23 protein-coding genes and 1 riboswitch are annotated in these 24293 nt (G+C 50.0%); of the genes, 18 read left to right on the forward strand and 5 right to left on the reverse strand.

What is annotated here, in order from left to right; all coding sequences use genetic code 11:
• The 10 genes from dnaA (at position 1) to MUG09_RS00050 (ending at position 10525) form a co-directional block, all read left to right on the forward strand.
• Positions 1 to 1422: a chromosomal replication initiator protein DnaA gene (dnaA, locus tag MUG09_RS00005; RefSeq protein WP_244772527.1), complete on the forward strand. Its 1422-nt coding sequence runs from the start codon at positions 1 to 3 to the stop codon at positions 1420 to 1422.
• 216 nt (positions 1423 to 1638) lie between these two features.
• Positions 1639 to 2745 carry a DNA polymerase III subunit beta gene (gene dnaN, locus MUG09_RS00010; protein ID WP_244772528.1) on the forward strand — a complete coding sequence of 369 codons (1107 nt, stop codon included), beginning with the start codon at positions 1639 to 1641 and terminating at the stop codon, positions 2743 to 2745.
• On the forward strand, positions 2745 to 3830 hold the full coding sequence (recF, locus tag MUG09_RS00015) for a DNA replication/repair protein RecF (RefSeq protein ID WP_244772529.1): 1086 nt from the start codon (positions 2745 to 2747) through the stop codon (positions 3828 to 3830). Before dnaN ends, recF begins: the two co-directional genes overlap by 1 nt.
• Entirely contained in the window at positions 3827 to 4147 is a 321-nt protein-coding gene (locus MUG09_RS00020) for a DciA family protein (RefSeq protein ID WP_244772530.1), read from the forward strand. The genes recF and MUG09_RS00020 overlap by 4 nt, the downstream gene beginning before the upstream one ends.
• Positions 4148 to 4255: 108 nt before the next feature.
• Positions 4256 to 4423: a 50S ribosomal protein L34 gene (rpmH, locus tag MUG09_RS00025; RefSeq protein ID WP_244772531.1), complete on the forward strand. Its 168-nt coding sequence runs from the start codon at positions 4256 to 4258 to the stop codon at positions 4421 to 4423.
• On the forward strand, positions 4404 to 4754 hold the full coding sequence (rnpA, locus tag MUG09_RS00030) for a ribonuclease P protein component (protein WP_244772532.1): 351 nt from the start codon (positions 4404 to 4406) through the stop codon (positions 4752 to 4754). The genes rpmH and rnpA overlap by 20 nt, the downstream gene beginning before the upstream one ends.
• A 104-nt stretch (positions 4755 to 4858) precedes the next feature.
• The gene (yidC, locus tag MUG09_RS00035) at positions 4859 to 6682 is read left to right on the forward strand and encodes a membrane protein insertase YidC (protein ID WP_244772533.1); all 1824 of its coding nucleotides are present in this window, start codon (positions 4859 to 4861) and stop codon (positions 6680 to 6682) included.
• A 53-nt stretch (positions 6683 to 6735) separates the two neighbouring features.
• Positions 6736 to 7425: an RNA-binding cell elongation regulator Jag/EloR gene (jag, locus tag MUG09_RS00040; RefSeq protein WP_244772534.1), complete on the forward strand. Its 690-nt coding sequence runs from the start codon at positions 6736 to 6738 to the stop codon at positions 7423 to 7425.
• A 65-nt stretch (positions 7426 to 7490) separates the two neighbouring features.
• A riboswitch (cobalamin riboswitch) is annotated at positions 7491 to 7679 on the forward strand.
• A gap of 69 nt (positions 7680 to 7748) precedes the next feature.
• Positions 7749 to 9824: a ribonucleoside triphosphate reductase gene (locus tag MUG09_RS00045; protein WP_244772535.1), complete on the forward strand. Its 2076-nt coding sequence runs from the start codon at positions 7749 to 7751 to the stop codon at positions 9822 to 9824.
• Positions 9821 to 10525: an anaerobic ribonucleoside-triphosphate reductase activating protein gene (locus MUG09_RS00050; RefSeq protein ID WP_244772536.1), complete on the forward strand. Its 705-nt coding sequence runs from the start codon at positions 9821 to 9823 to the stop codon at positions 10523 to 10525. The genes MUG09_RS00045 and MUG09_RS00050 overlap by 4 nt, the downstream gene beginning before the upstream one ends.
• On the opposite strand, the gene metK is transcribed toward MUG09_RS00050, so the two are convergent.
• Positions 10515 to 11657, reverse strand: a complete 1143-nt coding sequence (gene metK, locus MUG09_RS00055) for a methionine adenosyltransferase (RefSeq protein ID WP_244772537.1) — start codon at positions 11655 to 11657, stop codon at positions 10515 to 10517. The two genes, MUG09_RS00050 and metK, sit on opposite strands and share 11 nt — an antisense overlap.
• A gap of 211 nt (positions 11658 to 11868) precedes the next feature.
• On the opposite strand from metK, the gene MUG09_RS00060 reads away from it, so the two are divergent.
• Both MUG09_RS00060 and MUG09_RS00065 read left to right on the forward strand, forming a co-directional pair.
• A complete protein-coding gene (locus tag MUG09_RS00060; protein ID WP_244772538.1) occupies positions 11869 to 12390 on the forward strand; it encodes a helix-turn-helix domain-containing protein in 522 nt (173 codons plus the stop codon).
• Positions 12359 to 13582 (forward strand): MFS transporter, encoded by a 1224-nt coding sequence (locus tag MUG09_RS00065; RefSeq protein WP_244772539.1) that lies wholly within the window; start codon positions 12359 to 12361, stop codon positions 13580 to 13582. The genes MUG09_RS00060 and MUG09_RS00065 overlap by 32 nt, the downstream gene beginning before the upstream one ends.
• Here the strand turns inward: MUG09_RS00065 and MUG09_RS00070 are convergent.
• Positions 13559 to 14575, reverse strand: a complete 1017-nt coding sequence (locus MUG09_RS00070) for an adenosine kinase (protein WP_244772540.1) — start codon at positions 14573 to 14575, stop codon at positions 13559 to 13561. The two genes, MUG09_RS00065 and MUG09_RS00070, sit on opposite strands and share 24 nt — an antisense overlap.
• A 93-nt stretch (positions 14576 to 14668) precedes the next feature.
• Between MUG09_RS00070 and murA the strand changes: the two genes are divergently transcribed.
• The 6 genes from murA to MUG09_RS00100 all read left to right on the forward strand — a co-directional run bounded on the left by murA (position 14669) and on the right by MUG09_RS00100 (position 20763).
• A complete protein-coding gene (gene murA / locus MUG09_RS00075; protein ID WP_244772541.1) occupies positions 14669 to 15958 on the forward strand; it encodes a UDP-N-acetylglucosamine 1-carboxyvinyltransferase in 1290 nt (429 codons plus the stop codon).
• A 483-nt stretch (positions 15959 to 16441) separates the two neighbouring features.
• Entirely contained in the window at positions 16442 to 17965 is a 1524-nt protein-coding gene (locus tag MUG09_RS00080; RefSeq protein ID WP_244772542.1) for a sensor domain-containing diguanylate cyclase, read from the forward strand.
• An 80-nt stretch (positions 17966 to 18045) separates the two neighbouring features.
• Positions 18046 to 18258 carry a FeoA family protein gene (locus MUG09_RS00085; protein WP_244772543.1) on the forward strand — a complete coding sequence of 71 codons (213 nt, stop codon included), beginning with the start codon at positions 18046 to 18048 and terminating at the stop codon, positions 18256 to 18258.
• A 31-nt stretch (positions 18259 to 18289) separates the two neighbouring features.
• Complete coding sequence (locus MUG09_RS00090; protein WP_244772544.1) at positions 18290 to 18514, forward strand: FeoA family protein; 225 nt, start codon at positions 18290 to 18292, stop codon at positions 18512 to 18514.
• 52 nt (positions 18515 to 18566) lie between these two features.
• A complete protein-coding gene (gene feoB / locus MUG09_RS00095; RefSeq protein ID WP_244772545.1) occupies positions 18567 to 20597 on the forward strand; it encodes a ferrous iron transport protein B in 2031 nt (676 codons plus the stop codon).
• A 10-nt stretch (positions 20598 to 20607) separates the two neighbouring features.
• On the forward strand, positions 20608 to 20763 hold the full coding sequence (locus MUG09_RS00100; protein WP_244772546.1) for a hypothetical protein: 156 nt from the start codon (positions 20608 to 20610) through the stop codon (positions 20761 to 20763).
• Here MUG09_RS00100 and MUG09_RS00105 read toward each other — a convergent pair.
• The 3 genes from MUG09_RS00105 to MUG09_RS00115 all read right to left on the reverse strand — a co-directional run bounded on the left by MUG09_RS00105 (position 20755) and on the right by MUG09_RS00115 (position 24233).
• Positions 20755 to 21870 carry a sigma-54-dependent transcriptional regulator gene (locus MUG09_RS00105; protein WP_244772547.1) on the reverse strand — a complete coding sequence of 372 codons (1116 nt, stop codon included), beginning with the start codon at positions 21868 to 21870 and terminating at the stop codon, positions 20755 to 20757. The genes MUG09_RS00100 and MUG09_RS00105 overlap by 9 nt on opposite strands.
• Before the next feature lie 114 nt (positions 21871 to 21984).
• The gene (locus MUG09_RS00110) at positions 21985 to 22806 is read right to left on the reverse strand and encodes an RsmE family RNA methyltransferase (protein WP_244772548.1); all 822 of its coding nucleotides are present in this window, start codon (positions 22804 to 22806) and stop codon (positions 21985 to 21987) included.
• The gene (locus tag MUG09_RS00115; RefSeq protein ID WP_244772549.1) at positions 22803 to 24233 is read right to left on the reverse strand and encodes a S41 family peptidase; all 1431 of its coding nucleotides are present in this window, start codon (positions 24231 to 24233) and stop codon (positions 22803 to 22805) included. The genes MUG09_RS00110 and MUG09_RS00115 overlap by 4 nt, the downstream gene beginning before the upstream one ends.
• Positions 24234 to 24293 lie beyond the last annotated feature (60 nt).

A 24293-nucleotide genomic window follows, 5' to 3' on the forward strand; every position in this document is an offset into this window, starting at 1 on the left:
ATGAGCGACATGCATACGACCTATTATGAATTCTGGCAGGAGACCGCCTCCAGGATCAAGGATACGCTGCCGGAACAGGAATACAATACCTGGTTCAACCGTATCGCGTACCTGAAATCAGAGAATAAAAAAGTATTATTGGCGGGAGCAAGCCAATTTATTCTCGATACAGTGATAGCCCGTTACAGGGATTTAATCGTCAATACACTCAGTGAATTGACAGGAGAAGACATCAATGTGGAATTTGTTGTCGTCTCGCGTTCAGAAATTGAACAAATCAACAAACCAGAAGGAACAGCCAAGGACAAAGAGGAAAAAGCCGAACCTGTTCAAGTCCAGGCGAAGCCCAAGATTTCCAGTGAAAAAACACTTCGCATGAAGGAGGAGAGCAATCTCAACCCTTCCTACGATTTCGGCACATTCGTCATCGGGGACAACTCGGCATTCGCCTACAATGCAAGCCTGGCGATCGCCAAGAACCCGGGGGTGAGCTACAACCCCTGTCTCATCTACGGAGGGGTCGGGCTTGGTAAAACACACCTGCTTAATTCAATCGGGAACTACATCATCAATAATACCCCCGAACTGAAGGTAATGTATGTCACCGCTGAGATGTTCACCAACGAATTCATTGAGTCGATTGGATCGCAAAGAACCCAGCATTTCAAGAACAAGTTCCGCAAGGTGGACGTGCTGCTCATCGATGATATCCACTTCCTGCAGGGAAAGGACAGTACCCAGGAGGAGTTGTTCCATACCTTCAACAATCTGTATGAATCGAAGAAACAGATGGTATTCACCTGTGACCGTCCCATCAGCGAACTGAAGAACATAACCGATCGTCTGAGCAGCCGATTCGAACGGGGCCTGAATGTTGACCTGCAGCCGCCGAATTATGAAACGAGAATGGCGATCCTGAAGAAGAAGCTTGTGGAGCGGGGAAGCTCCATGAGTGAGGAAATTCTCAACTATATCGCCACCAATGTCTGCACCAATGTCAGGGATTTGGAATCCTCGCTGACAAAGCTGATTGCATACAGCGAACTGTTGTCCCAGGAAATATCCTTCGATAAGGCAAAAGAGCTGTTGGGTATTCTCCCTTCTTTGGCCGCCAATGCAAACCAGACGCTCTCCATCGACACCATCATCAAGGTGGTCGGTGAGTATTTCAATGTCAGCAGCTTCGAAATCAAGGGGAAAAAGAAGAACAAGTCCCTGATCCAACCGCGTCAGATTTCAATGTATCTTGCAAGGGACATCACCGAGTATTCAACAACCGAAATCGGTACTGAATTCGGAGGCCGCGACCACACGACGGTCATGCATGCATACGATCGAATAGAGTCATTGATGAAGGGAGACGAGGCCTTCGCAAATACCATCCTGAAATTGAAGCGTGACTTAACAAATGTTAAGAAGTAATTGCCTGTGGATACCCTCGGGACACATTGTGGATAACTCAGAAAACTTGTGGATAGAGGGTTTTTGCTTGTGCAAGGAATGTGGACAACTCTAAAAGTTATCCACAGGATGACAAAAAGTAAGAAGAGATTGTATAATGAATTAAAAAGTTATCCACAAAATATGTGCTATTATTACTATTATTACTACATATTCTAATAAACTAGGAGTATTAAGATGAAATTCGTCTGCAGCAAAGAAGCCATCCTCACCGAGATCATATATTCCATGGATTTCACCAGCCAAAGGAACTCCCTTTCCATCACTTCCAACGTCTATCTTGAGACCTACAACGACACCCTGGTTATCAGAGCTACAGACCAGAAACTTGGATTCAGCACCCATATCGCCGTACAGACCCTCCAAGAGGGAAAAACTACTGTGTTTTGCGAGAAACTTTTGAACATTCTTCGCTCTCTGCCCGATACCAATGTTGAATTCAACGTTGAAGACGGCATGTTTACCATCAAGCCGGTAAGCCAAAACATAGATTTCAAACTAAGAACCATAACACCGGATGAGTTTCCCGCCCTTGAAACAGCACCTGAGGGACAGTATTTCACCGTCCCCCAGAAAGCATTCTCCGATATGGCCAACCAGACGATATTTGCCATCAGCGAAGATGAAACACGTTACTTCTTGTGTGGTCTCTACCTCGAACGCAATGCAAGCGGAATGAACATGGTTGCAACCGACGGAAGAAGGCTTTCCATTGTTGAACGTACATTTGAAGAAAATTTACCCATGTTTACTCCTGTCATCATAGCTCCTAAGTTTTTCACCGAGCTTAAGAAGCTTTCCACCGATGAAGGTATGTTGGAACTGTGCATAACAGAGCAGTTGCTCTTTGCAAAAATCGCACAGAGAACGTTCTACACAACCCTGATAAAGGGTCAGTATCCAAACTATCGCCGTGTTATTCCCGACACTCAGAATTACAGTTGCACCATGCGTATCCAGGATATGTTGGATGCATTGAAGCGCGTCTCGTTGTTGGTTGAAAACAAGGCGAAGCGAATATTCCTGGACATCAGCGAAGCCGGCGTGCTCTTGACCAGTGATGAGAGTGAAGTCGGGGAAGCCAAGGAAATAATTCCCTGCCAGTATGAAGGACCAGAGAGCAAGGTTTCTTTAAACTACACCTACCTGCTCAACCCTCTTAAGGCGATGGAAGGTGAGTATTTCTCCATCAATTTCACTGAACCTACCAAAGCTATGACGGTAAAACCTGAGAGTAACAGGGATTACTATCATATCATCATGCCGATGCAGCCCAATTCCTAATGCGTTTCATCGAGCTTTGGGCAAACCAATTCAGAAATATCGCAGCAGAAAGGATACCTGTCGACAATCGGCAGGTATTCCTCATTGGGCCCAATGGTCAGGGTAAAACAAATCTACTTGAAGCAATCTACACCCTCTGCTACGGCTCCTCTTTTCGTACCAATCAACTCAAGGAATTGACTGCCCACGGCCAGAAGGCCTTTAAGATTGAAGGACGCTACCTTGGTGACGATCACGTGGTTCATACGCTGGTACTCGAGTGGAAGGACGGAAAGCGCAGCCTTGTCCTCGATGACCGTGAAGTCAAGGACCGCAAGGAGTTGATATACAACATTCCCTGCATAGTATTCAGCCATGACGATATTTTTTTCATCAAGGGGGAGCCTGAGCAACGCCGCCGATTCTTCGATCAGACGATGAGCATGTACAACCCTCTTTTTTTTGATGATCTTCGTCGGTATCGTCTGGTGCTTCGTCAGCGTAATCAGGCTATCAAGGATGGAAGGCTGGAGCTTTTGGCCCTGTATGACCTGCAGCTTGCGAAATACGGGCTTGCAATCCAGAGTGAACGGACTCGTGCAGTTTATGAATTCGACCAAATTTTTCCTTCGATGTACAAGAATGTCTCACAAAGTTCGTTGGATGTGCATATCGAGTACCACCCTTCTTGGAGCGATTGTGCAACCGAGGATGAGATCGTCGAATATTTGGCTCGTACGAGAAGCCGTGACTTGAGTTTGCTGACCACCACCAGCGGCATCCATCGGGACAGGTTTCTCGTAATGGAGGACCGCCAGCCGTTCTCCCAGACCGGCTCTACCGGGCAACTCAGACTTGCCTCCTTGATTTTCAGAACGGCACAGATGGCATTTTTCCAGAAAAAGACAGGTAAGGAACCGTTGATTCTTGTCGATGATGTACTTTTGGAGTTGGATTTTAAGAAACGAGAACAGTTTTTACACTTGATGCAGACCTACTGCCAAGCCTTTTTCACCTTCCTGCCGGAAGAACACTATTTTTCAGAGCTGGCGGATGAAGGAGCTTTGCTCTATACTGTCCAGGAAGGAAGGTTTTTGCGCTCATGAAGGACAAAAAGCCCAGGTTATGCAAAGAAGGGGAACCTCTGGAGGGAAGAAAAGTCCTGGACTTTGTGTTGCGATCGCTTGATATCAACTCTGATAATCCTAAGGCGGCAATCGGTTTCGAATGGCAGAAAATCATCGGAAACAGACTGTATCCGCATGTAAAAATTGTCGAAATCAAGGGTTCAACATTGGTTCTTCGGGCCGATCATCCTTCTTGGGCACAGATTGCATTGATGCAGCAAAAGAAAATACTTGCTTTAATTACCAAGAAATATCCATCATTGGGCATCAAATCCATACAGATGCTGAGCGCCTAGTTACTTGACGTAACGACAGTTGCTCATTATACTGCACCACTCGGAGGACCTTACTCCGTCAAAGTAGAAAATATCCGCGTTAAGCGATGTAAAATTGGAGAATATCTCATGAGTTACAAAGGAAAAAGAACCTACCAGCCCAGCAAAGTCAAGAGAAACAGAAAGTTCGGATTCAGGGCTCGTATGGCAACGAAGGGCGGACGCCTGGTATTGGCCCGCAGGCGAGCCAAAGGCAGACACAAGCTGTCCGTATGTGATGAGAAGAAGCCTTTCTAAGACAGAAATTGTAAAGCGTAAACCGGAGATTGACCGAATTTTTAAAACAGGCAGGACATACGCCTGCCGTGGTTTAAAACTGATTGTTAGCCAAAACCAGCTGGATGTTGACAGGATTGTAGTTATACCCGTCCGTCACTATGGAAGCGCTGTTCAGCGTAACAGAATACGCAGACAGATCAAGGAAATCTGGCGAAATGAAAAGCCTCGGATGATCCCCGGTTACGATTTTGCATTCATCGTATATCCAGGAAAGGTTAATGACCATACATCCCAAAAAAAACAACTCCTCTCTCTCTGTGAAAAGGCTGGGGTCTTCCTCGAGCCTTAAGACTTTCTGTTAGTCTTTCCCCACTCCTGTTGTTGCAGAAATTCGTTATGTACCTATCTTTCCTGTGATCGTTTTCTCACCACACCCCATCATCAGGAGCAGATATGGACAAAAATACCATTCTAGCCATAGTTCTTTCCGTATTGGTCATTACTGTCGGTATGACCATTCAGACCACGTTCTTCGCCCCCGATCCGGCGACACAGGCAGTTCAGCAGGAAGCTCTGCAGCCCGGGACTTCCCCTGCCGCCGCCACCACCACGCTTGAACCTGCCCAGTATTCACAGATTCCCTCCAATATTGCATGGAACAGCAAGCTTCCGGGCTCGTTGGTATCGGTGGGTAACCAGGGATCGAGTGCACCTTTCACCTTCTCAACCGAATACTTCATCGTTGAGTTCAATCCAAATGGCGCATCCGTCTCCTCCTTCAAGCTGAGAAAACACCTTGATGAAGGACAGCCGGTGGAACTGCTTTTCAAAAGTCAGGAATCCAACGATGCATTCCTGCTTTATGCCGGAAAGGATAAGACCAACCCCATTGATGCCAATTTCAGGTATCAGATCAGTGGAAACAAAGTTATTTTCACCCAAGAATTCGCCCTCCTTTCCGAAGACGGCAAGCGTGCAGGTGATCCGTTCACCCTCACCAAGACCTATACCTTCGGCAGTGAGGACTACTTGTTTCAGATCGACGTGGCTACCAAGAACAGCGTAAACAAGGCTGTTCCCCTCTCGTTCGAGAATGCAGCCTACACCTTGGCCTTTGAGCCCCAGATCGGCCCTTCTTTTGCTTCGCTTGACAACAACTACAACTATAGAAGGTTCTACGTCAAGGAAGATGGATCTTCCAAGAAGAGTCAGGTCAAGCTCAGCAATGGTGCCTATACCACCACCAAGCCCCTCTCCTGGGTGGCTCTGGTCGGCAAGTATTTCTCCATGATTGCAATTCCCGACGCCACCAACTACACCGTCAGCCTGTCCGAGGAAAGTGATGCAGGATTGCCGCTCCAGTCAAGTATGTACTTGACCCGACCGGCCATCAGAAGCGCATCGCAAACCGATACGTTCCGCTTTTATGCTGGGCCTCAGCTCAAGGGTGACATGGCCATCTACAACGATGCGTCACAGAATAGCTTCGGGGTTGCAAACCTCCAGCTTGAACAGGCATTGGACAGCAGTTCCTGGCTTGGTTGGCTTGAGACCATCCTCAAGACCATCCTGAACCTTCTCTACAAGGTGATTCCCAACTACGGTGTGGGCATCATAATTCTCACCTTCCTGCTCAAGATGGTGCTGTATCCCATTTCCAAGAAAGGCATGGAGTCCACGGCAAAGATGGCCTCCCTCTCACCTAAAATGGCTGAGATCAAGGAGAAGTATCCGGACAATCCGACCAAGCAGAATGAAGAGATGGCTACCTTGTACAAGAAGGAGAAGATCAATCCGATGGGCGGCTGTCTGCCGATGCTGCTCCAGTTCCCGATCCTCATCGCCTTCTACGGACTGCTCAACAAGCACTTTGAACTTCGTGGTGCCATGTTCATTCCCGGTTGGATTCCTGACCTTTCCATGCCGGATACCGTATTCACCTTTGGTTTCAATCTTCCCTTCCTGGGCAATCAGGTGCACTTGCTGCCGATCATTTATACGGTCAGCATGATTTACTCGATGAAAATCACCCAGAATGCCTCGACTGCAGGAAGCCAGCAGAGCATGATGAAGTTCATGACCTACGGCATGCCCTTGATGTTCTTCTTTGTTCTGTACAATGCTCCCTCCGGTTTGATCCTCTACTGGTCGGTCATGAACGCTCTCTCCATCTTCCAACAGTTGTATACAAACAAGAAGAAGAGCAAGGAGGCAGCTGAAGAGAAGAGCTCCAATGTGCAGCAGTTCCCCGGCCCCAAGGGGAAGAAGCGGACCTAGTTCCCACAAGAAATTTCACCTGGGGGACCCGGTCCCCCGAACGGAGTAGCTATATGATGAAAGAATTCGAAGGACGTACCGAGCAGGAAGCTATTGCAAAGGCAGTAGAAGAACTGCACATTGAGCGGGAAGATTTCGATGTAGAAATCGTCGAGCCTGTCCGCAAGGGACTGTTCAAGAAAAGCAATGTAAAGATTAGAATCCACTTTGAAGATGAGAATGATGTACCAGAAGAAAGTTACGATGTTCAGAGTACGCAGGACGAGGAAGAGCTTGATGCTCCAATCAACAGCGACCTCGAGGACAAGCTCCTGCTGTTCGTAGCAACCATTCTCGAGAAGATGGGATACCAGGGTAAAGTTTCCATCTCCTTTCGCAAAGCCCGTAAGCTTGGCTTGAATATTGAGAGCGACAACTCCAGTATCATCATCGGCCGCAAGGGAAAGAACCTTGATGCCATCCAGCTGCTGGCCAATGTATATGCCGGTCAAATCGATCCTGATTTGAAGGTCATCATCGACAGTGAAAACTATCGCATGCGTCATGAGGAGCAGTTGATCAGGATGGCTTTCAAGACAGCCGAACAGGTCAAGAAGAGCGGCAGAAGCAGATTGCTTGAACCGATGAACCCGTATGAAAGACGGCTGGTGCACACCGCCCTCAACGATTTCGGGGGAGTGGAGACCAAGAGTGAGGGTGAAGGCTTGTACAAGCAGATCCGCATCACCAACCAACGACACTAAACCTGCTGGGGACTTCGGTCCCCGTTTTTTTATTCTGCTTGACAACAATCCTTATTGGACCTACTGTTAGTAGTGTACCGTATGGTACTAAACACTATATCTTGTGTGTATAGGAAAAGGGAAGTGGGTGAGAAGCCCACGCGGTCCCGCCGCTGTAAAGGGGAGATTCCGCTAAGAGCCACTGGAGTAATCCGGGAAGGGAGCGGGATTGATGAACCTGAGCCAGAAGACCTTGCCTGTACAGACACGCCGTCACGGAGTATGACAGGAGCGTGTGCCAATGCAGCACCGTTGCTCTGTCCATACTCCGTCAGGAGGAAGCCATGCAACAGCAGGTGGTCAAACGGGACGGGCAGGTGGTTCTCTGCGAGGTTCAGAAAATCATCAATGCAGTCAACAGGGCAGCAGTAGCTGCAAATCAGGATGTCGATGCCTTGGAAGTGGCAGCGTTGGTACTTGCCGACATGAAAGGCATCAATCCCATCACGGTCGAGCACATCCAGGACCTGGTCGAGCAAGCCTTGATGGCCAGCGGAGCAAAGGAAACGGCAAAGGCCTATATCCTGTACCGTAATCAACGGGAGAGGGTGCGTGAGGGCAAGGCCCTCATCAAGGCGACAAACGCCCTCTTTGACTCCTATTTGGGCCAGACGACCTGGCAGACCAAGGAAAATGCCAACACACGACGCTCGGTCAACGGGATGAACAATTTCATCCGCGAACGCTTCACCGAACAGTATTGGCTCAATGAAATCTATCCCAAAGAGATCAAGGCGGCGCATGAGAGCGGTGCCTTGCATCTGCATGACCTGGGCTTCTTCGGGCCGTATTGCTGTGGCTGGGACCTTCGGCAGCTTTTGGTCAGCGGCTTCGGTGGTGTTGAAGGAAAAGTGAGCAGCAAACCTGCAAGGCATCTACGCTCGTTTCTCGGGCAAATCGTCAATGCTACCTTCACGTATCAAGGTGAGTGTGCTGGAGCCCAGGCTTGGTCCTCCTTCGATACTTATACAGCTCCGTTCATCCGATACGACAATCTCTCGTATGCCGAAGTGAAACAAGCGATGCAGGAGTTCATTTTCAATCTCAATGTTCCCACCAGGGTTGGTTTTCAGTGCCCTTTCTCCAATCTGACATTCGATTTGATTGTACCCGCTTCTCTTCGGGATGTTCCGGTGATCAGGGGAGGGGTGGCACAGAAGGAGACCTATGGCATGTTCGAGAAGGAGATGTCGATGCTCAATCTTGCCTTCTGTGAAGTCATGGAGGAGGGTGATGCTTCGTCCAGGGTTTTCACCTTTCCTATTCCCACCTATAAGGTGACCAAGGATTTTCCCTGGGAGAGCGAGGTTGTGGATGCGATATTCTCCATGACAGCCAAGTACGGTATTCCCTACTTCTCAAACTATGTGAACAGCGATTTATCCCCCGAGGACGCCCTCTCCATGTGTTGCAGGTTGCGCCTCGATACTTCCGAACTCAAGAAGCGCGGTGGTGGTTTGTTCGGATCAAACCCTCTTACCGGCTCGATTGGTGTGGTGACGCTCAATCTTCCCAGGTTGGCGTACGAAACCGGCTCCGAGCAGATGTTCTTCCAAAAACTTCCCTCGGTTGCAGCACTTGCCAAGGAGAGTCTGGAGATCAAGCGCAAGGTCATTGAAGCGGAAACCGAGCGGGGTATGTACCCGTTCAGCCAAGGGTCGTTGGTTGATATAAAGCAAAGGCTTGGAAAATACTGGGCGAACCATTTCAGCACCATCGGCCTTGTCGGAATGGAGGAAGCCTGTTTGAATCTCTTCGGCCCGGAAGGTTCCTTGGTCACCCAAAAGGGACAGGAATTTGCCTTGAGGGTGCTCAAAACGCTGAGAGACCTCATCAGTGGATTTCAGGAAGAGACAGGAAACTTGTATAATCTCGAAGCCACTCCGGCCGAGGGAGCGAGTTATAGGTTGGCCCGTCTGGATCTCCAGCAGTATCCTGACATCGTCACAGCCGGTGAGAACGTCGGGTACTATACCAACTCATCGCAGCTTCCTGTGGGCTATACTTCGGACTTGTTTGAGACGCTGGAGAAACAGGATGAGCTGCAATGCCAGTACACCGGTGGAACGGTTTTACATCTGTATCTGGCACAACGAATCAAGGACGTTGATGTGGCCAAGAATCTTGTAAGAAAGACCTTCACCAGGTACAAGCTCCCATACGTATCGTTGACTCCCACCTTTTCCACCTGCAAGAATCATGGCTACTTGGACGGGGAGGTGGAACAATGTCCCTACTGCGGAGAAACTGCAGAAATATGGACAAGGGTGGTGGGGTATCTCAGGCCGAAGGGGGACTTTCATCCAGGAAAGCAGGAGGAGCACCGCCAACGCAGGTTCTATGAGGTTCAAGTTTCATGAACATTACAGCCTTGGAAGCCTGCTCCCTGCTCGATTATCCGGGCAGGTTGTGCAGTGTCCTTTTTTGTCGTGGTTGTAATTATGATTGCTTCTACTGTCATAATAGGTCACTTCTTTGTGAGGGATCGGATGCAATAAGCCATCAAGAGATAGAATCGTTCCTGCTAGAGCGAAAGGGTTTCATCGATGCCGTGGTGATAAGCGGAGGTGAACCCACCTTGCAGAAGGATCTTGTTTCTTGCATCGGGTTCATCAAGAATCTCGGATTCTCTGTAAAGTTGGATACCAATGGAAGCCGGCCCGAAGTGATGGTCGAAGTGATCGACTCAGGCATGCTTTCGTATGTTGCCGTGGATGTGAAAGCTCCTTGCTCTAGATACGGCGAGATGGCCGGAAGCAGTGCCGATGCTCTTGCTGTCAAGCAGAGCGTGGCTCTGCTTGCCTCGTATCAGAATCGATGCATCGACTTCAATTACGAGGTGAGAACCACCCTCGCTCCTTCATTGATGATCGAGGACATCCTTCGCATGGTGCAGGAGCATCCTCCTGTTGCTCGTTGGTATCTGCAGGAGTATCGGAAACCAAAGCAATACAAGGATGAGGATGAGCAAAAAATCAACCTCCCTTGCGTTTCGCGCACGGAGGTTGATCGGAATCTTGATTTGCTTAGGAAGTATCAGCCGAATCTGGTCATACGTTGATGATTTGTTCCCAGGGCATGGAGGCTTTGCCGAAGTGCCCGTAGTTCACATTCTGCTGATAAATCGGCCTGAGCAGGTCGAGGCTTCGGATGATGCCCGCCGGGGAGAGGTTGAACTTCTGCCTGACAAGGTCTTCAAGCTTTTGGTCATCCACCGTTCCTGTTCCAAATGTATCGACGTAAATCGAGATGGGATAGGGGACCCCGATTGCGTACGAGAGCTGCACTTCACAACGGGTGCAGTACTTGTTTGCCACCAGGTTCTTGGCGACGAAACGGGCCATGTATGCAGCTGACCGGTCCACCTTCGAGGGGTCTTTGCCGCTGAAAGCCCCGCCTCCGTGCCGGCCCATGCCACCGTAGGTGTCAACGATGATTTTCCGGCCGGTCAGACCGGTATCACCGCTGGGACCGCCGATGACAAATCGTCCGGTCGGGTTGATGTAGATTTTTGTCTTCTCGTCCAGAAGGCCGGTTTTCTCAAGCACCACCTTGATGACCTTCTCGGTCAAAAAGGAGATGAGATGGTTGCGGTCGGTCTCGGCGGTGTGCTGGTGGCTGATGACCACCGAGTCGATATGCACCGGCTTTCCATCCTGGTACAGCAACGATACCTGGCTTTTTGCGTCGGGGCGAAGAAATGGTGCAAATCCTTCCTTGCGAAGCCGGCTTGCTTCCATCAGAAGCTGATGAGCCCACATGACAGGAGCCGGCATGAGCTCTTCGGTCTCATCGCAGGCAAAGCCGAACATCATTCCCTGGTCTCCCGCCCCCTGCTCTCCGAAGAGAGAGGTGTCGGCGCTCACCCCCATGGAGATGTCCGCCGATTGGGTGTTTGTCAAATTGATGACCTTCAGGGTTTTGTAGTCGAAGCCGCATCCTTCTTCGGTGTAGCCGATCTGCTTGACGGTTTCCCTGACGATTGCTTCGATGTCCAAGGTGGCATTGGTGGTGATCTCCCCCCCGACAATCACGGTATCGGTGGTGGCAAACACCTCGCAGGCAACCCTGCTTTTAGGGTCCTGGCGGAGACAGGCGTCGAGAACGGCATCGGAAATCTGGTCACAGACCTTGTCCGGATGTCCTTCGCTTACTGATTCTGATGTGAAAATGTGTGATCCATGTGCTAACATACACCCTTCCTTTGAGAACTTGGGAAGGAGGAACTCAATTCTGAGAATTGTTGCGCTCCCCTTTTAGCAAGTTTCTTTAGTGACGCCCGCAAGCCGGGAGGCTATCAAATCGACGTCATTCGTAGAGGATACTAGCAGGGATGAGCAGATTGTACAAGGGTCGGGGTCTGCCTCTTTACATAACAATAAATGTTATGATATATAAATTGTTATGAAAGTACTCCAATTGAAAGATGACAACCAGCTGCAGATCTTCATGCACCCCAAGCGGCAGGATATTCTCCACCTGTTGAGCGTTGAGGGTCCGGCGACGGCAAAAATGGTCAGTGACGCGCTGAACATGACCCCTTCGAGTGCAAAGCATCACCTGCTCAAGCTCAAAGGACTTGGGGTGGTGGAAGAGGATCATACCCAAATCATCCATGGTATAACAGCCACCTTTTACAGGAAGGCGGAGATTACCGTCAGCTTTGGTGCCCTTGGACAGGATAAGCAGAAACTGGTGTCGGATTTTGTCTCTCACCGGATTCGTGATGAATTATATTCCAAGCCCAGGACACATCAGGATGAGGATGGTCACTTTGCAGCCGATCAGCTCTCGGGCATCGTTCACCTGAGCCGGGAACAGGCTGACCAAATCTATCAGCTCATTCGGTCCTTTATTGACGGGCATGAGCAGAGACAACAAGGAACAGAGGCGTATGCTTACTCGATGGTTGCCTACCGTGTCTAAGCCGTTCAGGCTGGCTCCCTACCTGGGCCTGCTCAGTCTTTCCTACCTGTCACTGGGTGTCACCATTCCAGCGATGAGCCTGATTGTCATCAGCAAAGGTTTCTCGCTTTCCCGGTTGAGTCTGGCCATGATTGTTTTTTCCCTCTCGGTGATGGCCTTCGAGGTTCCCAGCGGAATTTATGCCGATGCCAAGGGGAGGAGAAAAAGCTTTGCATTGGGTCTTGTACTCTCCTTGATCGGGACGTTGCTGCTTTTCAGCTCCTCGTATCTTTTGCTGTGCGCCGGTTTTGCCTGTACAGGAATCGGCAGGGCATACGCAAGTGGAAGCTTGGATGCCCTGATGATTGAGCGCGGACAAAGAGCCGGTAAAAAACTGGAGGATATTGTATTTGCCTTGGATGTGAATTCAGGTATTTCACTGAGCGTGGGGTCGCTGCTTGGCGGCTTGTTGTTAAGTCTGGGGGCCCAACTGGATAACTTGACTTCGTTGGTCCTGCTTGTCCGCGTATTTCTGGTTGCCTTGTCATTGCTTTTGCTTTTTCTTCTGATTCCCAAAGAGACGCAGACCCCTGAGGAGGCCTTCACCTTCAAAGCCCAGGCCAACGCTTTGGTCTCTGCACTCTCGAGCTCTCCGTTTTTACTCGCTTTCAGTCTCAGTGTACTGGTTCAAGGGGTGCTGCTTGCTTCGCTGGAGGGGTATTGGCAACCATATTTAAAGCAGCTGTTGGTCTCCGATTCCCAACTTTGGATTCTTGGTCTGATCTCAGCTTCAGTTTTTGCCGTCAGTGTACTGGGATCGATGATGGGCAAACGCTTACTATCGCATATGCGTCCGCCGTTGGTGTATTGCCTGGCCTTTGCCGGGATATTCGCTCTGCAATTGATGTTGTCACGCTCACATACCATCATACAGTTTTTGCTGTTTTATGAGCTTATCTATCTGCTGTTGGGTGTGGTTTCGGTGGTGGGTATGTACCTCTTGAACAAGAAAGCTTCCGATGCTGTGAGAACTTCGCTGGTCAGCGTCTCATCGTTTTGCCTGCAAACAGGCGGATTGCTGGCGAACCTTTTAGCCACGGTGGTATTTTTAGGCGGCGGCATCAGCAGATATTGGGTCATCACCGCTCTGGGTGGGCTGGGCATGATTTCAATACTCTCTGTCTGGTTGCTACAGCGAACGCCACGCACCTGACTCGAGCAGGTTTCTCAGTTCCTGTGCTTTCTCTTTACTGAATTGAGCCCCTCGCTGGGTGATGATTTCTCCTGCGAGAATGGAGGCGATGATGCCACAGTCCTGGATGGAGAGGTGGTGGTATCGGCCGTACAAAAAGCCTGCTGCATACACATCCCCGGCTCCGGTGGTGTCCACCGGTACCACCGGCCCTTTCACTGGAATGGCGGTGATGGTCCCTTCGTGGCAGATGAAGGAGCCCTTCTTGCCGTTCTTTACGATGGCGGTCCTGCAGAGTTTTCCCATCGAGCGGCAGCACTCATATGGATCGTAATTGTCAAAGAGAATTCGTGCCTCTTCCCGGTTTGCATACACGATGTCGCAACTTTCCTTGATGAGAGAGAGGAAAGGCTCGCGGTATCGGCCGACGGCGAAGGGGTCGGCAAGATCGAACGAGACGATGGTGTTGTGTTGTTTGGCGATGGAAAGGGCCTTCCTGATCGCACCTTGTTGGCATTGGGTGTCCCACATGTAACCGGTGAAATGAAAGAAATCCGCGCCTGCGACAGTGCTCTCACAGACATCGGCCTCCTCATACAGGCGGTTTGCCCCAAGGAAGGTGTTCATGCTCCGTTCGCTGTCCGGGGTGCTGAGGATGACCGTGGAACCGGTCATCTCCTTGTCGGTGGCCACCAGCTCGTCCTGTACTCCGAGGCTGACCAGCCGTTCACGGTAAATGGTGCCATTCTCATCGTTGCCGATTTTCCCGGCCAATGTCGCCGGTACTCCCAAGGATGCCAAGGCGATGATGGTGTTCGGACAGGAACCACCGCAGGAGTAGGTGGTCTTGCGCTGCTTGCTAAGCTGCAACAACTCCTCCATACGCTGACTTGAAATGAGCGCCATGGTTCCCTTGTGAATTCCCAAGTCTATTATGTCCTGCTCCTCGACGCTCACGATGATGTCGATGAGAGGATTTCCGATTCCATATACCATGTGCTGCATCTTGTCCATCTATGGATATTGTACCATCGCTGGTCCATACAATTCAACAATGACCTTGCGAAAGTGAAGCCTCGGAGGTAGGATGACACCAAGGGGGAGGCAATGGGCGAGTATCGTATCATCGGAGGGAAAGCAGCAAGCGGCGAAGTACAAATAAGCGGCAACAAGAACTCCGCCCTTCCGTGTCTCGCGGCCACCCTGCTGACAGATGAACCCGTTCATTTGTTGAACGTACCTGACATCGAGGATGTGCAGGTAATGCTTGAACTCTTGCAGGACCTGGGTTCAACGGTAGTGAGGGAGGATACCCACAGCTACACCATCACCACAGGGAGCCGCAGCGGCTTGCTCAAACGCAATCTTGTCGAGGCGATACGGGGCTCGATTCTTCTGCTCGGACCCTTGCTTGCAACCAACGATGAAGTAAGGCTCACCCCTCCTGGTGGCGATGTAATCGGACTAAGGCGTTTGGACACCCACTTCATGGGTCTCGCTTCGCTTGGGGCCGACTGTACGATCAGCGAAGATGGTGAGATTCACATCAAGACAAAGAACGGTGCCCTTATTGGATCGGACGTGTTCTTGGATGAGGCTTCGGTTACCGCCACGGAGAATGTATTGATGGCGGCCGCCCTTGCCCGGGGGGAGAGCATCATCAGCAATGCTGCAAGCGAACCGCATGTCCAGGACCTGTGTTCCATGCTGCAGCTCATGGGCTGTCCCATCGAAGGCATCGGGTCGAACAGGCTTAGGATTACCGGGCAAAAACGTTTGAATGGATGTGAATTCCGTCTGGGTAGTGACTATATGGAAATCGGATCCTTCATAGGTCTTGCCGGGGCCAGCGGTGGACAGGTCCTGATCAAGGGCGTACAGCATGAGCATCTGAGAATGATTCGCCTCGGCTTTGAACGGATAGGCATTACCTTCGTCGAGGACGGCCCCTCCTCGCTTTTGGTTCCGAGGAAGCAAAAGCGGATCCTTGCCAAGGAAGTGGGCGGGCATACGGCAAAAATCGACGATGCTCCGTGGCCTGGCTTTCCCGCCGACCTGCTCAGCATCATCACCGTCTGTGCAACGCAGATGGAAGGCTCCATCCTGATTCATGAGAAGATGTTTGAATCAAGGATGTATTTCATCGATTGGCTTATCAGGATGGGAGCGGACATTATTCTATGCGACCCGCACCGCGCCGTGGTGAATGGTCCTTCCCAGTTGTTCGGGTCGACGGTTGCCAGTCCTGATGTACGCGCTGGAATGGCCTTGGTCATAGCTGCAGTCTGTGCTCAAGGGGAGAGCGTAATCCAGAATATCTACCAAATTGAACGAGGCTATGAGGACCTTTGCGGCAAGTTGCAGGCACTTGGTCTTGAGATTGAGCGATCCGAGTAATTCATGGTTTCTCCGTGATTTCTTCCTGGTATCCACAACGTTATCCACAAGTTATCCACAACCTGTTTTCTGCTGGTTGTATACAAGGTGGAGAAGTGAGAAGTTGCCTAGTGTTGCAGGCGTTTTGTCGACGTATTTTAAAAGAATGACAAGTAAATATATTATAAGTAATTAAATAAATTCCTAGCTCACAACTTCACTCTAATTTTTATATAGGTTTCATGTGGTTTTACTTACTCCATTTTGATGTCCGATGTACATATGACAAACCGGTTGTCAACAGGTTATCCACAACCTATACTCGATTCTGAAATATCGGGAAAATCACCTCTCGACAGTACTTACAAGTCATTTTCCCGAACGATGAAACATGTTTGTTATAGGATGAACTTGTGGATGGACATTCTGTCTGTAAGCATTATTCCTACATTGTTCATTCTTTACTCCTATGATACTCTGAAACAACCAAGAGAGGAGGGAATCGTGAAACAAAGAACCTGGGTTGCCAGCACGACCCTCATTTTATTATCGACTCTTCTGCTTGTTGTCATGTCACTGCTCACCATCATTCGTGTCGAACAGGTTTACACCAACAATACTGCTCAAAGCATCGAGCAGCTGAAGCGTCGGTTTCTCTACGATGCTGTGAACAACCAGATCAAACGCATCGACACCCAGCGCGAGCTGACTCAGCAGTTTTACTTTTCAGAGTTGGACAGGACAATCTGCATGGTCGACCACATATATAGCAGCGGAAGCGAACACATCGACCGGATTGTTTCCTATTTCACCAGTGAGAGCAATACTCTTTGGACGGCGATATTGTGGGAGAAGAGTACAGGGAATGTGTTGCTTGACAATCATTCACAGATTGAGGAAGGCCTTCCGGCGATTGAGACGGTCGACCGCCTGAGCAAGGAGTACCAAGTATATACAATCAAGTCCTATGGTCTTTACAACCTTTACCTAGGTATTCCCCAGTCGTTCATTGATGCACAGGTTCAAGAGTATATCGCCAAGGAAATATATGACTCCAAGTATTCGGAAGACTCCTACATCTGGGTGAATGAGGTGGTCAACTACGAGGGAGGGGATGCTTATGCCATCAGGCGCATTCATCCCAACCTTCGAGATACTGTAGGGACACTCCTTTCAACGAGCATGACCGATGTGAGGGGCAGCACTCCCTACAAGACCGAGTTGGAAGGGGTGAAGCAGAATGGAGAGCTGTTCTTCACCTATTATTTCAAAAAGATGGGCAGTGACATCATTTCCGAGAAGCTCACCTATGCCAAGCTCTACAAGGACTTTGACTGGATAGTCGCCATGGGAATCCATTTGGATGACCTTACGGAGTATATTGATGAAACGACCGGACAAAGTACGAGAATCGTCAGGCAGATCGCCCCTGTATTCATTATTTCCATCCTTGTTCTCTTCGTTCTGCACTCCCTGCTTCTGGTCTATCTTGAGCATCGCAGAAATAAAAAAAGCGAGCATATTCTCGAGGAGCAGGTCTATCAGGATCCCCTGACCGGTATCGGGAACCGGCGCTTCGGCCTGATGGTGCTCAAAGATCGCTTTCTCCAATTCAAACGGGCAAATACCGCAACGCTGATAGCCCTGTTTGATGTAGATTTCTTCAAACAGATAAATGACACCTATGGACACGATATCGGAGACCGCTGTCTCGTACAGCTTTCCAAGGCAATTTCCCAGGTCATCTGTACGGAAAAGTCACTCTTTCGATGGGGTGGCGATGAATTTCTAATTATTTGTCCCTCTGTTGCCACCGATGAGCTTGAACGAGTGAAAAAGACACTCCTTGAGACCGCACAGGCAACGTACATCACCTATGAAGGGATCTCCATCACCTTGACCATTTCGGTTGGGATTTCTTCATTTTTTCCCGCAGATGAGAGCGAGGAGCAAATTCTCAAACGTGCGGACAAAGCCTTGTATCGAGCCAAACAGCTTGGCCGTAATCGAATAGAAACAGAATTATAGAAAAAAGTGTTGACAGACCAAACAAAGGAACGGTATAACATATTTGAAAGTTAGTTTTAGCTAACTATGGAGGATTCAGTATGCCCCTTTCCTTTGCCCAGGTCGGAGAAACTCGCAAGGTGCTTTCCTTGCAGGGTGATGATATGTTGAAACAGCATCTGCTTGACCTTGGGTTTGTTGCTGGACAAACCGTGCAAATCATCGGAAACAGTAATCAGGGCCTCATTCTCTCCATCAAAGGTGTTCGCCTTGCCCTCAATCGCGGCTTGGCTCACCGTATCAATGTAGCATAATACCGTTCGAAGGAACGAAGAGAGGATAGAGATGACACTAGGAGAGTTGCGTCCTGGAGAGAAAGCACGGGTTCTGAAGATCGGGACCCAGGGAATGTTGCGTCAACGCATTTTGGATATGGGAATAACCCCTTCAGTCGAGGTGAAGCTTGTAAAGGTCGCTCCTTTGGGAGACCCCTTGGAACTCACGTTGCGCGGATATCAGTTGAGCTTGAGAAAAAGCGATGCCGCGTTGATTGAAGTTGAAAGATTATAAGGTTTTTTTCTACTTAAAGTTAGTTATAGCTAACATATAGAAGGAGTTCCTAATGTCCATTACCATCGCACTTGCCGGCAATCCCAATAGCGGCAAAACCACCGTATTCAATGCCCTGACCGGAGCAAAACAACATGTAGGCAACTGGCCGGGAGTAACCGTCGATAAAAAGGAGGGGCAGTACCGAAAGGACAAGAATCTGACCATCCTCGATCTGCCCGGCACCTACTCCCTCAGTCCCTACAGTGCAGAGGAGATCATCACCCGTACGTACATCGTGGAAGAGAAACCGTCCTGCATCATCGATGTGTTGGACGGCACTTCGCTTGAGAGGAATCTCTATCTCGCCCTGCAGATCTTGGAGACCGGCACCCCTACCGTACTTGCTGTGAACATGATGGACGAAGTAGCAGCAAAGGGTGATGTAATCGATGTTGCCCGACTTGAAGCAGAGCTTGGGGTTGCCGTAGTTCCTATTGAAGCGAGAAACAATAAGGGCCTCGACCAATTGATGGAGGCTGTGAATCGGACCATCGAGCAGAACCGCAGGCCCAAGCAGCTTGAACTCTACAGCCTTGCAGGCAAGGTCGATGAGGATACCCTCGCCGATCGTCGCTATAGCTACATTCAGTCCTTGGTGGAAACCTGTGTTCATTCAAAAAGAACCCAGGTTGTGCACATTGAGAGCTTGAGTGACAAACTGGACAAGGTGTTGACCCATCGGCTGTTCGCCCTTCCTGTATTCGCCTTGGTCATGTATGTGTTGTTTTCCATGACCTTCAGTGAAAATTTCCTCTTCGTCCCGGGGCTTCCTAGTCCCGGTATCGCCCTCGCAACCCTGGTCGAGACCCTCTGGGGTGGTTTGACAGGTGTTGTTTCCACGTTCCTTGAGAACGCAGGGGCTGCCGACTGGGCATACAGCCTGGTAGTGGATGGAGTGTTGGAGGGCATTGGAGCCATTTTCGGCTTCCTTCCCCTCATCCTTGTCCTCTACCTGTTGATGAGCTTTCTGGAAGACAGCGGCTATATGGCACGGGTTGCTTTCGTCATGGACAGAATATTCAGACGATTCGGGCTCTCCGGGCGCTCTTTCATCCCCCTCTTGATGGGTTTTGGATGCTCCGTCCCTGCAATCATGGCCACCCGAACCTTGGATAGTGAGAAGGACCGAAGGATTACCACACTCTTGTGCGGCTTTATGCCATGCGGAGCCAAACTGCCGATTTTCATCATGTTCGTCTCGGTCTTTTTTTCCGAGGGAAACAAGACCTTGGTGATTTTCTTCTTGTATGCACTCAGTCTTACCGTTTCGATTCTTGTTTCACTCATTATCAATCGTATTGCCTACAGGGGCCAGGTTTCCAACTTTTTGATGGAACTTCCCCAGTATCGTCTTCCCACCCTCCGTTCGGTATGGATTCATGGGTTTGAGAAAGTAAAGGGATTCGTACAGAAGGCAGGAACCGTCATTCTTGCTGCAACCATTCTCATCTGGCTGCTCTCCAATTTCAATCTACACTCCTTCACCGGACGAAATCAGATTGAACGTGGAACCGTACTCTCGGGGATGGACGACTCGTTCTTGGCTTCAGTAGGAAAGACGGTGGCTCCCGTGTTCAGACCGACCGGATTCGGCGCTTGGCGTCCTACCGTAGGAATTGCAACAGGCTGGGTCGCCAAGGAGATGGTTGTTGTCACCTTGGCACAGTTGTACAGCGAGGATGTCAATGATGAGTATCTTGAGCGGTACTTCTCGTCGATGGATGGTGATGCCTTGAGTGACCTTGGCTTTACTGATGGCCTCTACTCAGGTGATGAAGCGTTTGACATCTATACCGAAGCGGTATTGATGGAAGGATCCGACGAACATGCCCTGAGTACACTCCGCACTGATATTCCCACCAAGCAGGCCGCCCTTGCGTACATGGCTTTCAATCTTCTTTGCATGCCCTGTTTTGCGGCAGTCGGGGCCATGAAACGGGAGTTGAAAAGTTGGAAGCGTACCGCTTCCGCAGTGGGAATTCAGATGGCGACAGCCTATGTAGTGGCTCTGTTGATCAACCTGATCGGTTCACTGGTTTAGGAGGATACGTATGATCAACTATGTAATTGGAATCGGTTCGGCACTCTTTTTGTTCTCCATGCTTGTGAAGAGCATCCGTCGAAGACGAAGGATTAAGGCGGGGAAAGAGATGCTTCGGATGTGCAGCGGATGCTGTTCCTCCTGCCCGAGCAGCTGTTCAACCTAACTCCAGATCTTCCTCCATGATTTGGAGTTCCTGCTGTTCTCCACATGCGATGACACTCCGCCTGAGGGTGGAGAACAGCTGTCTGACATTGCCGGGCCAGTGATAGGACTGCAAGAGCCTGATGCTGGAGGATGAAACTTTTTTGTGGGGAGCATTCAAACCGAGGTAGTGGGAGCATAGCTGGGGAATGTCCTCCTTGTGTTCCCTAAGGGCCGGCATATGGATGTGGGTATCGGTGATGCGATACAGGAAATCACTACGCATGACATTCCGGTGAATCAAGGCGGAGAGCTTTTCATTGGATGCGGTGATGAGTCTGAACTTTGAGGTGTGCACCTGTGTGTCCCCGTATCTACGGTACTGCCCTGTCTCCAGCAGTCGCAGCAGATGAGCCTGGAATTGCAAGGAAAGGTTTTCAACTTCATCGAGAAAGAGGGTGGACTGATGTGCTTCGTGTATAAGGCCGGGAAGCTCTGTCTTGCCGTCGGTGAAGGCCCCTTTTGTGTGGCCGAAAAACATCGAGTTGCCCAAGGCGCTGCTGAGCAACGAGCAATTTATCGAGACTATGTTTCTATGGGGATATTTAAGGCGGTGCAGATAGTTCGCAGCAATCTCCTTGCCTGTTCCGGTTTCTCCGTAGAGATGTACCGAACAGTCCTGATGAGCATACCGCTTCAACTGTTCCCTCACCGAATGCATGCATTTGCTCTGTCCGATCAAGCCGCTTGGGTGATATGCGTGGCTCTCCTTCACTGCATCTTGCTGTTGAAGCTTGTCCAGATATTCAAACAGCTTCGAATAGTTCAACTCTTCTCGTCTCACACAGTATACCTTCAAGTTTGCCTTGGACAGTACCGGTTCCATTTGGTCTTTTTCAAGACAGAGAAGGATGGGAATGGTTGTTTGTCTGTCGGATAGGGCCTGCAGGAACCACTGGTAGGAACCCTTTGCCAATCGGTTGTCGATGATTATGAGTGCCGGTTGTTCGGTAGGCAGGGCTGCCAGGGCTTTTTCTGCCATGGAAAACTCACGAAGAAAGGCTGGTGTGAAATGCGACTTGAACTTTCCCTTGAATCGCCAGTCGGAGGAGACGATGAACAAAGACATAGAAACTCCTAACAAATGAGTATAGGAAATCTCGACTTGCAGAACAGAGACGCATCAATGGATTTCGATTATTTCCATGAAGATTTTGGGAGCAGGTTAGGTATAATTCTACTCTCATTGTGAGAGGTGTACCGGTTTATTGTTGTAGGTTTCTGTGAGGAGAACTTGTATGGCAGAAAGGGCGTAGACACCCGCTGTCTCACTTCTGAGGATGTTGGTCTTAAGAACGACCGGATAGAATCCCGATTGCTCCAGGAATGTGCACTCCTCATCACTGAAACCTCCTTCAGGACCAATGAGGACACAGACAGGCTTCTCAATAGGATGAGCCTCAAGCAGGGATGTGAGAGTCTTTTGGCTTTCGGAGCGGGTGCTTTGGTGAAAGAAAATGGCTAATCCCCGATCAGCCCACCATGAGGGGACATCCTGTAGATCAAGTACCTGCGATACAAGCTGCGTGGGGACAGGGGACCCGCTTTGCTGCAGGGCTTCCTTGATCTGGATCTCAAGCCGTTCAAAGCGTGCGTGTACCGCCTTCTCTTTTTTATCCGAAAGATCGGTAACACAGTACCTGCTGGAGACCAGGGCGAGTGTTGCAGCCCCGATCTCAGTGGCTTGACGGAAAATTTGTTCCTCTTTCCTTCCTTTGCAAAGACATTGCAGAAGCACCAGGTTGGGATAGGGCCCTTGGTAGGATGGCAGGGCATCAGTGGTCTGGACCTGCATGTTCTGCTCCACTTGTTGGCAGGAAAGTATACAACTGTGGCTTGTAATCTCGATAAGCGTGAGCAGATACTTGCGACCTTCAGTGTCGCGCCCGAGGATCTGCTGTCCTCGTTTCAAGCGCAACACCTTGGTCAAGTACTGGCTCTCCTTTCCTTCCAGCTCCAGATGCGGACCACCTTGGTAGGAGCGAGGCAGTACCAACTGCCTCATTTCCCTGTCCTGATGAATTCAACCGCCCGATTGAGCTGCTTGTCGAAGGTTGCATCAGCAATGGGTCGCTTGTCATAGGGCATCTTGGAAAGATACTCGTTGCGAACCAGAAGCGTCAGTACCTCCTCGTCAATCCCTCGTTCGGTGTAAAGGGAGGCGAAGCGGCGGATGTTGGCCTCACTCGGTTCTGGATTTTCCTGTACAAAGGTGCTGATCACCTTGTCGGTCATCAGCTGTTCAAAGGCGGGAATCTCCTCATCCGAGAGCTGGACATCCTCTACCAAAATATCCGGTTCAATTCCCAATTTGTGGATATTCTCCCCATTGGGTGTGTAATAATGGGCGGTTGTGACCTGGGCGAAACCCGAGCCGAATCGGAAGACATCCTGCACAATGCCCTTTCCGAACGTTTTTGTCCCGATGAGCGTCGCCCTGCCGTTGTCCTTCATTGCAGCGGCGAAGATCTCCGCCGAGGAAGCCGAGCCTGTATTGGTAAGGATTACTATAGGAAGATTGGCAGGAACCTCCGCTTTTCCCGTTGATATGTAGCGCTGGTCGCGCATCGTGCCTTTCTTACCTTGGATGGTTACCAGCGTCTTGCCTTCTTCAAGGAAGATGTTCGCCGACTGCATGGCTCCGTCCACAGCCCCTCCGGAATTGTTTCTCTCATCGATGATCAAGCCGACGATACCCTGCTTCATTAACTTTTGTACATGTTCGAGCAGTTGGTTGCCGGTTTGAGGCGTGAATTCAGAGAGAATAATATACCCGATGGTATCTTCAATGATGCCGCTGTCTACAGTGGGGGCGGTAATGCGTTCCCTTTTGAGCGTCAAATCGAAGGAGGTTCCATTTCGGTAGACCGTTATTGTTACGAACGTGTTCGCTTCTCCTCTTAGCTTCATGCTCGCTTCGTAACTGGTCAGTTCGTCTACCTTCTCCCCGTCTATGTGGCTGATCAAATCACCTGCCATCAAGCCCGCTCTCTGCGCCGGGGATCCGGGGAACGGTGATACGATGGTGATCATATAGGAGGAGGGAACGGAGGGGTCGATATTGTCCGGGGCGGGTTTGTTCAAATACGTCCCGATGCCTCCATATACCCCGCTGGTCTCTTCCTGGTACTCCTGTGCCTTGGAGGGCGGTACATAGAAGGAGTAGGGGTCGTCCAGGGATGCGACGAGGGCGGAAGCCAGGTCGTTGAACATCTTCTGCTTGTCGACCTCATCGATGTAAATTGAATCGACATATCGATACAGCCGTTCCAGCGAGGCCATATCGATAGTGATCTGGTCTGCTTCCATGCTTGTCCGTGTGGAAAGCGGAGCAGCAAGAATCTGCTCCATTGAACCACCTGCGAACAGGGGCAGGAAAATCAGCAATACTATGAAACTAAGGCTAAGCCTGCGTATTATGGTTCTTCTCATAGAGAGAATATACAGTATTAGAGAGAAAACGGCTAGGTTTTGTAGTATTGACCACACCCG

Origin of the sequence: Sphaerochaeta associata, assembly GCF_022869165.1 — a bacterium.
Lineage (GTDB): Bacteria > Spirochaetota > Spirochaetia > Sphaerochaetales > Sphaerochaetaceae > Sphaerochaeta > Sphaerochaeta associata.